13 protein-coding genes are annotated in these 9,953 nt (G+C 65.2%); 1 reads left to right on the top strand and 12 read right to left on the bottom strand.

Going from position 1 to position 9,953, the window contains the following annotated elements; all coding sequences use genetic code 11:
• Nucleotides 1-59: 59 nt before the first annotated feature.
• Nucleotides 60-1,184, bottom strand: coding sequence for a penicillin-binding transpeptidase domain-containing protein (locus ACEN98_RS29055; protein ID WP_413388305.1), 1,125 nt, complete (start codon nt 1,182-1,184; stop codon nt 60-62).
• Nucleotides 1,172-3,094 carry a hypothetical protein gene (locus ACEN98_RS29050; protein WP_413388304.1) on the bottom strand — a complete coding sequence of 641 codons (1,923 nt, stop codon included), beginning with the start codon at nt 3,092-3,094 and terminating at the stop codon, nt 1,172-1,174. The genes ACEN98_RS29055 and ACEN98_RS29050 overlap by 13 nt, the downstream gene beginning before the upstream one ends.
• 197 nt (nt 3,095-3,291) lie before the next feature.
• On the opposite strand from ACEN98_RS29050, the gene ACEN98_RS29045 reads away from it, so the two are divergent.
• Complete coding sequence (locus tag ACEN98_RS29045; RefSeq protein WP_413346128.1) at nt 3,292-3,510, top strand: hypothetical protein; 219 nt, start codon at nt 3,292-3,294, stop codon at nt 3,508-3,510.
• 134 nt (nt 3,511-3,644) lie between these two features.
• On the opposite strand, the gene ACEN98_RS29040 is transcribed toward ACEN98_RS29045, so the two are convergent.
• The 10 genes from ACEN98_RS29040 to ACEN98_RS28995 all read right to left on the bottom strand — a co-directional run bounded on the left by ACEN98_RS29040 (nt 3,645) and on the right by ACEN98_RS28995 (nt 9,953).
• Nucleotides 3,645-4,745 (bottom strand): tyrosine-type recombinase/integrase, encoded by a 1,101-nt coding sequence (locus ACEN98_RS29040; protein WP_413388303.1) that lies wholly within the window; start codon nt 4,743-4,745, stop codon nt 3,645-3,647.
• A 1-nt stretch (nt 4,746) separates the two neighbouring features.
• Complete coding sequence (locus ACEN98_RS29035; RefSeq protein ID WP_413388302.1) at nt 4,747-4,929, bottom strand: excisionase; 183 nt, start codon at nt 4,927-4,929, stop codon at nt 4,747-4,749.
• A 10-nt stretch (nt 4,930-4,939) separates the two neighbouring features.
• Nucleotides 4,940-5,116, bottom strand: a complete 177-nt coding sequence (locus tag ACEN98_RS29030) for a hypothetical protein (protein ID WP_413388300.1) — start codon at nt 5,114-5,116, stop codon at nt 4,940-4,942.
• A gap of 170 nt (nt 5,117-5,286) precedes the next feature.
• Nucleotides 5,287-5,706 carry a hypothetical protein gene (locus ACEN98_RS29025; protein ID WP_413388299.1) on the bottom strand — a complete coding sequence of 140 codons (420 nt, stop codon included), beginning with the start codon at nt 5,704-5,706 and terminating at the stop codon, nt 5,287-5,289.
• Nucleotides 5,703-6,221 carry an HNH endonuclease signature motif containing protein gene (locus ACEN98_RS29020; protein WP_413388298.1) on the bottom strand — a complete coding sequence of 173 codons (519 nt, stop codon included), beginning with the start codon at nt 6,219-6,221 and terminating at the stop codon, nt 5,703-5,705. The genes ACEN98_RS29025 and ACEN98_RS29020 overlap by 4 nt, the downstream gene beginning before the upstream one ends.
• Nucleotides 6,222-6,866: a hypothetical protein gene (locus ACEN98_RS29015; RefSeq protein WP_413388297.1), complete on the bottom strand. Its 645-nt coding sequence runs from the start codon at nt 6,864-6,866 to the stop codon at nt 6,222-6,224.
• Nucleotides 6,859-7,191 (bottom strand): hypothetical protein, encoded by a 333-nt coding sequence (locus ACEN98_RS29010; RefSeq protein ID WP_413387763.1) that lies wholly within the window; start codon nt 7,189-7,191, stop codon nt 6,859-6,861. Before ACEN98_RS29010 ends, ACEN98_RS29015 begins: the two co-directional genes overlap by 8 nt.
• The gene (locus tag ACEN98_RS29005) at nt 7,188-8,462 is read right to left on the bottom strand and encodes a hypothetical protein (protein ID WP_413387762.1); all 1,275 of its coding nucleotides are present in this window, start codon (nt 8,460-8,462) and stop codon (nt 7,188-7,190) included. The genes ACEN98_RS29010 and ACEN98_RS29005 overlap by 4 nt, the downstream gene beginning before the upstream one ends.
• On the bottom strand, nt 8,459-8,749 hold the full coding sequence (locus tag ACEN98_RS29000; RefSeq protein ID WP_413387761.1) for a hypothetical protein: 291 nt from the start codon (nt 8,747-8,749) through the stop codon (nt 8,459-8,461). Before ACEN98_RS29000 ends, ACEN98_RS29005 begins: the two co-directional genes overlap by 4 nt.
• Nucleotides 8,742-9,953 (bottom strand): hypothetical protein, encoded by a 1,212-nt coding sequence (locus tag ACEN98_RS28995; RefSeq protein WP_413388296.1) that lies wholly within the window; start codon nt 9,951-9,953, stop codon nt 8,742-8,744. Before ACEN98_RS28995 ends, ACEN98_RS29000 begins: the two co-directional genes overlap by 8 nt.

Below are 9,953 nucleotides of genomic sequence, written 5' to 3'. Positions count from 1 at the left end.
TAATAGATCATGCCACAGAACCACATCTCGTAGGCGCGCAGATGAGTGGGAAATACCCCCTATTTCGCCCCCTTGGGTTGCATACGATCGGCCAGCGCCCCCAGGACGGCGGCAGCGACGGGCGCCGCATGCCCGCCGCCCGTCGCCTCCGAGCGGCTGGCGAAGACGGCGACGGCGAGCCGGTGCTCCTGCCCCGCCACGCTGTGCGGCTCCAGCCAGCCCGTGAACCAGACCGTCGCCAGCGCTCCGTCGCCCACCGGCGCCGTCCCCGTCTTGCCGGACAGGCCGCGCCGGATGCCGGCCAGCGCGGGCGCCCGGAAGGCGCCGGCCGCCGTGCCCACGTCGACGACGCCCTTCATGCCCGCGCGCACACGGTCGAGGCGCACGCCCAGGGCCGGCCCGTTCGACGGCGCGGCCGGTTTGCCGTCGAGTTCCGCCAGCAGGTGCGGCACGATAGGCCGCCCCTGCCCGACGGCACCGGCGACGAGCGCCATCTGCAGCGGCGTCGCCTGCATGCGCAGGCCGATCGCCATCTGGCGCAGTTCGTGACGCGTGTGGATGGGGTCGATGGCGGCCGGCGTCGCCTGCAGCGCGTCCCACGCCGACCAGGCGAAATCCGCCGGCAGCAGGCCGCCGTCGAGCCGCAGCGCCTGGCCGAAGCCGAGCCGGCGCGCCATGGCGACGATCGGCCGGACCGGGTCCAGTGCGCCCGGTTCCAGCGGCTGCAGGTCGGGCACGCCGCCGTCGGGCCGGCCGAGCAGGCTCCGGTCGGACAGTTCTCCCGTCCACGCGAACCACGTGTTCAGGCTGTAGGTCAGCGCCTGCGCGAGGCCCAGCCGGCCATCCCTGGCGCGCCGGTCCAGGCCCTGGTCGCGGAAGTTCGTGATGCGCGCGCGGCCGTCGACCGGATACGTCGGCGCCTCCGTGCGGAAGGCGAAGCCCCGTTCGTGCGCGGCGGCGTTGATGGCGGCGAGCGGCAGGCCGTCCAGCAGGGCATCCAGCTGGCGGTCGGACTGCGCGGCCAGTTCCAGCCCGAGGGCGCTGACGATCTTGAACGTCGATCCCGGCGCCCGCTCGGCGCCGCCGTCGTGCTGCAGCGCGGGCAGGCGCAGCGGGCTCGCGGCCGGGTCGACGCGGTCGAAGTCGCGCGCCTCGCGCCAGTTGTCCGGCGTCACGGCCGGCATCCCCGCCCCGGCCGCGGCGAGGATCGCGCCCGTCTCCGTGTCGAGCAGGACGACGCCCGCCTGCCGGCCCGCCGGGACGGCCCCGCCCCCGTGCAGCCGCGGCCATCCCAGTGCCCGCGCCGCATCGCGATGCAGTCGAGCGCCGCCTGCGCGGCCGCCTGCAGGCGCAGGTCCAGGGTCATCCGCGCCGTGTGACGGCCGCCCGGCACGCGGCCGAGCAAGGTGGCGACGCTGCCCGCCTGGCCCGCGCGCACGCCCAGCATCGTCGCGAGGCCGGCCGCGCGGGCCGCCGCCGTCGGCGCACCGTCGCGCCACAGCGTGACGCCGTTGCGGTCGGCCAGCACCACATCCGCCAGCGGCGCCGACGGACGCGACGTGGCCGGGCCCAGCGCCTGCCACGCGAGGCGGCCGTCGCGCACGGCGAGGTGGCGGTAGCGCGCATCGCCCGGCGTGGCCAGGGCGCCCTGCGCCAGCGGTTCCGCGTCGATCACGATCTCGCCGGCGTCGGGCAGCAGGTCGATTATCTGCACCGCGTCCGGCGCCGTGCACGCGCGGCCGTCGCAGCCGGGCAGCGGATCGGTGCGCAACCGGGCGCCGGTGACGTGGCGCAGGCGGCCTGCCAGCATCAGCCGGAGACTCGCCGTCCCGTCGGGTACGGTCAGGCGCAGACGGGCCACGCCGCCGTCCGCCGGCCACGCGCCGACGCGCTGCCACGGCGCCCAGCCCTGCGGCAGCCGGGCGAACAGGCGGGCGCTGGCCGGGGGCATGTCGTCGGCCAGCGGCACGGGGACCGTGGCCGTTCCTTGCACGACTTCCGCGCGCCACCTGGCGGTCGCGCCGCCCGGCAGGCGCCACGCGAGCAGCCGCCGCTCGGCATTGAAGACGCGGACCTGTTCGCGCACGAAATCGCCGTCGGCGCGACGATACAACCGCTCCAGCAGCCGCAGCGCGTCGCCGTCGAGGTTCACGCCATCCCACGGCGTCTTGCCGGCCGCGCGCCATGCGGCAAGGTCCGGCGGGGCCAGTTCGGCGAGGCCGTTCGCACCCAGGCGCACGAGGCCGCGGGCCTGCAGCTGGGCGAACAGCTGCTCGTCTTCCAGCGTGGCCGCGGGCGACGCCGGCACGCGGTAGTCGCCCGGCGCCAGCAGCGCCTCGACCGGTTCGCCGTGCGCCGGCACGGCGACGACCAACGCGCGTGGCGTCGGTGCGGGACGGTACAGCTGCACGAGGAGTTCGCCGGCCGCCGGGCAGGCGCTGCTCGGCCGTTGGCGCAGCCGCAACGCGCCGTCGCGCCACGTCAGCCAGCCCTCGCTGCCTGGTGCGACCCGTGCCGCGGCGCCGACCCACTGCGCCTGCCCGTCCCAGCGCACGTCCAGCGGCGCCCCGGCGCGGCCGTCGACGCGCACACGCGGCATCGGGCCATCCGCCAGCAGCACGTTGCGCGGGGAAGCCAGGCCTGCCGCGTCGGCGAACGTCCAGCCGATCCGCAGCGGCAGCAGGCGGCCGGGACGCGTGCGGTCGGCGAGCTGGTCGCACAGGTCGACACGCTGCACCGGCGCGGCGCGCATGCCGGACAGGATCAGCAGCGCCGCGCCGCCGTGCGTGCGCACCGTCACGCCGGGACCGTCGGGCACCGTGAACGCGACGCCGGGCAGCACGGCCGTCAGGCGGGAAGCGCCGTCGCCCGGCGGCGTCGCGCCGGCAGCGGCCAGCCAGCGCGCGTGCACGACGATGAGCGCGGCGCCCGCGACGGCCAGCAGCACGCAGCCTGCCGTCAGCCAGCGCAGCGGCGCGGGCCCGCGTGCGCGCGGCTGGGCGGCCACGTGCGTGCGCGTGCCGGCGCGCAGGTTGCGCGCGCGCCGCAAGCGCGTCCGGTTGGCCGCGACGGCCTCGACGAGCGTTCCGATCATCGCTGGGTTCTCCCTCGTTGTGTTCGCGTGCGCCTAGCCGGGGGACGATGAAAGCCGGTCCCGCTTATCTGCGCTTCGTCCTGCGTTTCGTGCGGTTCGTCGCACGCGGGTGGAGACCGGGAACCCTTGTGGCTACAGTACACACATCGAGAAACGCTTCATCACCCAACCCCGCATCCAACCCCGAGGAGAGCATCATGAACGTCATCAAGCACATGGAAGCCGCCTTCATCGTCGCCCTGAGCCTGGCCGCCGCCGGCAGCATGGCACTCGACAGCGCCAAGCCCGCACAGGCGACCGCACCCGTCCTCGCGACGACCGCTGGCATCCCCGTCGTGCACGTCACCGCCAAGCGCCTGACGCCGGTCGAGAAGCAACAGATGCTGGCGCTGGAACGCGTGCGGAGCCGCGCATGATGTTCGCGGCGGGGACGGTCACCGCCGCCCCCGCACACAATCTGTTTCAGATGTAAATGTCCGCACTTGAAATTGCGCCCGTATCTAAAGGCGGTCTGCAATTTTTACAGAAATCCGTTTAAAAAATTACAGAATCACTTCGCCTTGACTGTCTTCCAGCCGCCTCGCAGATCGTCGTACTTGTCGGTCATCTGAACGCTCTTATGTCCAAGGATCGATTGCGCGAAATCTGGCCCAAATTCCTCCCGGTAAAGCCGCTCCGACAGGCTGCGGATCTCGTGGAATGAGGGAGGTGTGCGGCCATCCGACGCCTCGATTTTTGCCAACTCACGGGCCTGCTTGAACGCATCCGACAGGCCGTTTGCTCGCACCTTATCGCCGGGCTTGATTGACGATACGCGCTCGGTATGGTGCACCAGATACCGGCTTATGATCAGGTCTCGACAGCCAGCGATTACGTCCCCAATCGACATGCCAACCTTTGCGAGCTTGATCGACCCATCAATCTGAAGTCGCGTTTGTCCTCCTGATTTCCCCTGAGCTACATGGAGGAGGCCATCCTTGTAGTCGGCAAACTTCATATTGGCGATGTCATCTCGTCGCTGGCCGGTAACAAGGGCGAGCATCATTGCGTTCTTCGCCCATGTCGTTGCCTTTGCGTGGATGAGCCAGAACTGCTCCAGGCTCAATCGTTCGCGCTTCACCTTGTAGGGCGCATTGAACGTCGCAGGTACCGGATTCTTGGCAACGTCGATTACGCCTTGTGTCTCAGCCCAGCGAAAGATATCGCGCAGCTTCGACCTCATGTTGCGGGCGTGCCCGGCTCCTGTTGTCTTCTCAAACGACTCCAAGTACGTCGATACATGCATGGTCTCGATGTTCCTCATACGCATCTTTGCCAACTCGGATTCGGCCAATTTCTTGAGTAAGCTGTTGGCGCCGTATCGGGTATTCGCCGCCGGATTCGTCTTGGCTTCCCAAAGCTCACGGTACACCGGCAGCCATTCGATCAGCGTGTAATCCTTCCTTCCCAGAACCCAGTCGACGAGCGACGATGGCTCGCGCGTAGCTAGTGCGGCGTTTGCCTTGCGCGCCTCCTGAAAGGCAAAGGCTTTCTCGCGCCCTAGTCCTTTCTGCTTTTTGGTCTGTGGGTTCCGGTAGTAGAAATACCCTTTCGAGTTCTGATACAGATTGGCCGGGAAGGCTCGGTTCTTAGCTAGTCTCTGTCTGCCCATATTAGTCCACGTACCGCGCATCTCGCTTCACCTGATACGCGCGCCCGATCTTCTTGGGCTGCGGCTGAATGTGGCCCTCGTTGACCCATTTCTGCAACGTGTTTCTGTGCGGGATCTTCGAGAACATCATGGCTGCCCACTCTTGCAACGTTACATAACGCGATTGAATTTTCTGCTCTTGCATAATCCCTCCCCTATTCCATCCCCGATTCCTCGAACCTGCGCGCGTCGCCTCGGAACATCATCGCCAGCGGCATCGGTCGCACGGTCGTCCTGTTGCGGCGCTCGTAGTCCAGCCGGCGCCGGTCGTGTGCCGGGCTGGTGAAGTACGACGACACGCTTCGTCGTCGATCGGTACCGCGCTGATTCATTGCTTCCTGCATGTGCACCTACTCCTTCCCTGATTGCATGCTCCACCGCATCCTTGCGCGGCGACGCCGTTCGTGTTCTGCTGCTGGCCACGGGCAGCGGCTCAGCGTGTGATGGCCGCCGCAGCGGGTGCATTGCGCCGCCGCTATCTCCCACATCAGGCGCCAGATGGTCACGAGCCACATGGTGTGCTCTCGGCTTTGTTGTGCGCTTCGATAGCAGCGTCGAATGCCATACGCAACAGCGCGTGCAACTTTTCCGTATCACGGTGCGCGCTGGCCAGCATTGCTTTACGGCTGCGCGGTTCGACGGAGGCCCACCACTTAAAGAAGTCCGGCCGTTCCGCAACCTTCGCCGTTCCCGCAGCAGTAGCCGCCCGCAACCGCTCGACTTCGGCGATCAGTTCAAGCACAGTAGCGGGGTTCGACGCTGCGATGAAACGTTTGTCAGCACATTCTTGTTCGTCGCCGGACTCAAGAACCCATCCAAGTGGGTGTGCGATTGCGGAAAGTCCTTCAACTTCTCGGTAGTCCCACGGACCCGGGGTGGCGGCAAGCGCAAGACTTTTCAGTTTTTCGATATCGACCATCATTTCACTCCTTCTGTTGCCGCCAAAGCCCTCTGTGCATGTCGCCGCTCGCGACGGCATTGAGAGCAATTCGGCTTGCCACGTTTGTCATGCCCGCGTATGCAAGTCGGCCTTCCCCTGCCTACCAGTTTCCATGCTGAGGTTCTTCCGTTCTCTGCCGCCTTGCCAGTGCCATGTCGTTCACGGTCTTCGGCGTTTTCCTTTGGCGTACCCCATGCAAGGTTATCCGCGCGGCAATTAGACCGAATCCCGTTCAGATGACGGACTTGATGAGCATCTGACGGTTTCGGACCGTGGAACGCCCTGCAAACCATGACATGCACCAGCGCCTTTTTCATACGACCTTCAAACTTGACCTTCACAGATGGATAACCGTGCGAGTTTGGGAATTGGGTAAGCATCCGACGACCATAGCCACGCCAATTTGACTCCGACCACACATTGCCGTCGCGATCCACCGAATAGCCTGGATAAATCGTTGCCGCCAGTGCCAGCGCCTTCAGCTTGTCGGTGTCCATTTATGCTGTCTCCTTGGTGGCGCGCATTTTCATGAGCTTTGCAACGAGCGCTTCCGCGTCCTTGGCATCTTTCAATAGGCGCGACGCCGTTCCTGGCTTGTGACGCTTGTCCTGGGCCGCCTCGTCGGCGGCGGCATGCGCATGGTTGATGAACCGGTACGTTGCGAACTTCAGAAGGCTCAATTCGCGCTCGGTCCACGCCTGCTGCTGGGCGCGCGCAAGTCGTTCCTTCATAGCCGCAAGGTCGCCCACCACTTCGCGCTGCGATTCGGCAATGGTCGCCAGCTTCCCGGCTTCGTAGGCGGCACGCTGGGCCTGGCGTACCTGCTCGGCGGTGTAGCCGCATTGTTCGGACTCCACGCCATTGATGAGTACCTTCATCTGCGGGTACTTCGGCGGCGGCAGGCCGTCATCTCCCACTACAGGGGAGGCGCGGCGATCGTTCCATGCAGCGATGGCTTTCGCTTTCCAGTGGGGCACATCCTTGTAATCGGTGCGCACTTCCGGCCCGACTATGCAGCATTGCAGAGCACCGTACTTCACGCCATCGGTGAGGCGGAATGAAGCGTCGTTGCTCACGTCCGGCACTTCTCCGCACCACGGGCACGGCGCAGCGCGCTCGGTTTCCATCTTCAAATCAACCATTCTTCTCTCCTTGCGTGTCGTGAGATGCCGCCTTGGCTGCGCGGTCATCGCTGTAGCACGTAATGTCGCGGTGGTTGTTGGTGATCGAGTACAGGCGCCCGTCGACAAGCTTGGCGCACTGTTTGATCCACGATTCGCCAGCGAGGAATTTGCGCACGATGAAGTAGACGTTCTTCGTCTTCGACAAGATGATTTCCTCCTGCTCGGTGCCGGGCTCCAGCACGTCCTTGACCTCTACCGGCGCGATGAATTCGTTGCTGCGCTTGACCAACAATACGTCGCCGGTACGGATCTGGCCGTAGCCAGTGATTGGGATCAGGTTCACGCGACACCTCCTTTCTTGCCTTGGGATGCGGACATGGCGGCGAGATTCTTGGCTTCCTGCTCGACCAACTCGCGGGTCGCGCCGAGCCTGTCGCCATCGGCCCACTTCATCAGGCAATTGACCCACACGGCGTCATCCTCACCGTCGCCGCCCTCGAAATGAAGCTGTATGCCAAGCTCTACGACTTTGCGAAACAGCGCAGCATCCCGCGCATCGCCTGCTTGCGCTGGAGCGGCGAAGTTCCGGGACGTCTCGATGGCGATCAGGGTCGTGCCGTCCGATCCGGTCTCGCCGGTCAATTCCGCAAAAATCCGATTGCCGGCGTCATCGTCGCAGGTGCTGACGTCGACGGATACGGTTCTACCCGCAAGCGCTTCGTTCGAGTTCTCTTGAGCGGGCAGCGGTGCGCGGGCGAGGGCTGCGACAATAGCGCGGGCGGCTTCGATAGGGATTGCGGGTCCGTTCTCTCGTGCCACTTTGCAAACCAATCTATCCAGCGCAGCATCCCGGCTGGGTGCTGGGGCGCAGCTATCGAGATAGGCAATCAGCGCCTCCCACGCTTCGTTCGACGCCTCTCGGTTGTTATCGCTGCCGTCCTGATCGCACGCCAGTTCGGCTGCTTGGTGCGCCGAAAGCAGGTTGAGAAACTTCCCATCACTGGCGAAGCTAACGCTTGCCGTGGCGTCCTTCTCGGCGCTACAGGTCGCGCACGGGCACTGCTGGTCCGCCCTCGTCGCGCCGTAGCATCTTTGCTGTGAGCTTGCCGTGGTGGCCGCAGGGGATGCGTAAACAGGCATGGCATCAAGCGGTACTTTACCCTTCCAAAGCTGCACACTCGGGCTGTTAATTTCACCCTTGCGCTCCAGCCACTCCATCTGCTCACGCGACACATAGCCAATCGGCTCGACAGCCGCCCCGTCCTTCTGGCTGACTGCGGGCGATGCGAGAACCGGCGCTGTAACGACGTGGTATGTGCCGTCCTTGAGCGTACTAAAGTCGCCCTTGGTGAATTCGATACAGCCATCCTCAATCCAGAAGCCCAACACAAACTTACTCGGTTCATCAACAGTTTTATCAAGTGCGCGCTCGTTCGTCGCTTCGGTAACGCTCGGCTCTGCGCGGCGGGCGAGGTCGATCAGTTGGAGCGCGCCTGACGTGACTTTATCTGCCAGCGCGAAATGCTCTTTCGTGAACACGTTCACGCCACGTAGCTCGCGCGCCAGTGCTTCCAGCTTGTCCAGGTCGATGCCTGCGGTAGTGGTCTGGTTCATTTCGATCCCTTCTCGGCTTTGTCGAGCGCGGCGATGCGTTTGTTCATGGTTTCCTGACGCTTGGCGATGTTGGCACGCGCCTTCTCGATCAGGTCACGGCCCGCTGCGATAGCGGCGTCTTTATTCGGATGCAGCTTTTCAAAGTGATAAGACTTGCCGTCCGAAGCCAAATCCCAACTCTCGAACATGGAGCTGTATGGATGGGACCGCTGGGTGATCGTGAGTTCCTTCGGCTTGAAGGACGGCAGCAGCACCCAAGCTTGGCGCGGGTATTGGCGCTTACTCATGATCGCCGCTCCTCTCTGCGCTGGCCGGGGTCAGTCGCTCGATCTCGGCTTTTGCCGATTCGATGGTGAAACACTCCGTGTTTGAGACGGTCCAGAAGTTGGAGCGGTCGACGCGCCGCGCCCAGTCCGTCACGAGCGATTCAAGTTCCGCTTCCTCTGCCGGGGTGACGTCCTCAAGGTACGTCTCGGCGAACTCGCCGCACTCGTCGTATGCCTGTTCCTTCAGGCCATCGATGATCACGCCTGCATTGCCTTTGCCGGTGAACCGCACATTTCGTCCGATCCAGAACTGGCTCGCGCCATCATCGGCCGCCTCAACCTCAGCCAACGCGTGCTGAAGGATTGCCAGCCGCGACGGCTCCGGGTCGTGGTAGCGTTCCTCGTCGGTGCTATACGACCATTCCTCGGCCTGCGCCTCAAGCGCTGCATGGGCGCCTTCCTGCGATGCGGGGGCGGCGGTCGTGCCTTGGCGCTCGTATTGCCTGCCGTACCGCCAGCCGTGCAGGAAGAAGCCGAAGTAGTTGAAGTGCTCACCGACGGTCCATCCATTGGTGCCGACATCACGCTTGACCTGTCCCCACGCCCAGCCGTGCGCCTGCTTGTCGTCCATGTAGGTCCGGTTGCCTTGCGAGTCCTGCACCTGCTCGGGCGCAGCGGGTGCTGCTGCGCTGGGAGCGGCGAGGTAGGTCTTGCCAGCCGCCACGAGCATCTTGAACACGTCCGAGTGGCGCACCAGTGCGCCCGGCTCGTTCAGTCCCCACAGGACCGGCAGCGCGGAGAACTCATCCAGCAGCCGGCCAATCGCGGGCACCTGTTCCGGTACTGCTGGAGCGGCCTGCGCCTGGCGAGCGAGGTACGCGGCAATCGCAGCGCGCTCGATGTCACGAGCAAAGTCAACGAGTCCGGTTGCGTCGAAAGTGACCGGGCCGTACAAGCCGTTGCGGTTCGCCTCATGCTCGGCGGCCAGATCGTAAATCGCGCGCTCATCCGTCAGATCGGCGGTCTGCTTCTCTGCTGCGGAGACTGGAGGCAGCACCTTTGCGATCATCTGCAACGTGCCCGCGACCACGTACTGCGGCGGCTCGGTGTTCGGGATCGCGGCCAGTGCGCTCGACACGCCCATGTACTCTAAAAGTTCTGCGCCGGCCGTCGCAAACGCGTTGGCGAGCATCGTGCGCGTAGCGGTGAATTCTCGGTTGCTCAT

This window comes from Massilia sp. CT11-137, assembly GCF_047302885.1.
GTDB lineage: Bacteria > Pseudomonadota > Gammaproteobacteria > Burkholderiales > Burkholderiaceae_D > Telluria > Telluria orientalis.
The sequence above is the reverse complement of the archived record's forward strand: the minus strand, read 5'-3'. Positions and strand labels throughout refer to the sequence as shown.

Excerpts from the sequence above, each read along its gene's own strand:
- ACEN98_RS29055 (WP_413388305.1), bottom strand. The coding sequence starts at position 1,184 with ATGCCGGCCGTGACGCCGGACAACTGGCGCGAGGCGCGCGACTTCGAC.
- ACEN98_RS29050 (WP_413388304.1), bottom strand. The coding sequence starts at position 3,094 with ATGATCGGAACGCTCGTCGAGGCCGTCGCGGCCAACCGGACGCGCTTG.
- ACEN98_RS29045 (WP_413346128.1), top strand. The coding sequence starts at position 3,292 with ATGAACGTCATCAAGCACATGGAAGCCGCCTTCATCGTCGCCCTGAGC.
- ACEN98_RS29040 (WP_413388303.1), bottom strand. The coding sequence starts at position 4,745 with ATGGGCAGACAGAGACTAGCTAAGAACCGAGCCTTCCCGGCCAATCTG.
- ACEN98_RS29035 (WP_413388302.1), bottom strand. The coding sequence starts at position 4,929 with ATGCAAGAGCAGAAAATTCAATCGCGTTATGTAACGTTGCAAGAGTGG.
- ACEN98_RS29030 (WP_413388300.1), bottom strand. The coding sequence starts at position 5,116 with ATGAATCAGCGCGGTACCGATCGACGACGAAGCGTGTCGTCGTACTTC.
- ACEN98_RS29025 (WP_413388299.1), bottom strand. The coding sequence starts at position 5,706 with ATGATGGTCGATATCGAAAAACTGAAAAGTCTTGCGCTTGCCGCCACC.
- ACEN98_RS29020 (WP_413388298.1), bottom strand. The coding sequence starts at position 6,221 with ATGGACACCGACAAGCTGAAGGCGCTGGCACTGGCGGCAACGATTTAT.
- ACEN98_RS29015 (WP_413388297.1), bottom strand. The coding sequence starts at position 6,866 with ATGGTTGATTTGAAGATGGAAACCGAGCGCGCTGCGCCGTGCCCGTGG.
- ACEN98_RS29005 (WP_413387762.1), bottom strand. The coding sequence starts at position 8,462 with ATGAACCAGACCACTACCGCAGGCATCGACCTGGACAAGCTGGAAGCA.
- ACEN98_RS29000 (WP_413387761.1), bottom strand. The coding sequence starts at position 8,749 with ATGAGTAAGCGCCAATACCCGCGCCAAGCTTGGGTGCTGCTGCCGTCC.
- ACEN98_RS28995 (WP_413388296.1), bottom strand. The coding sequence starts at position 9,953 with ATGAGCAACCGAGAATTCACCGCTACGCGCACGATGCTCGCCAACGCG.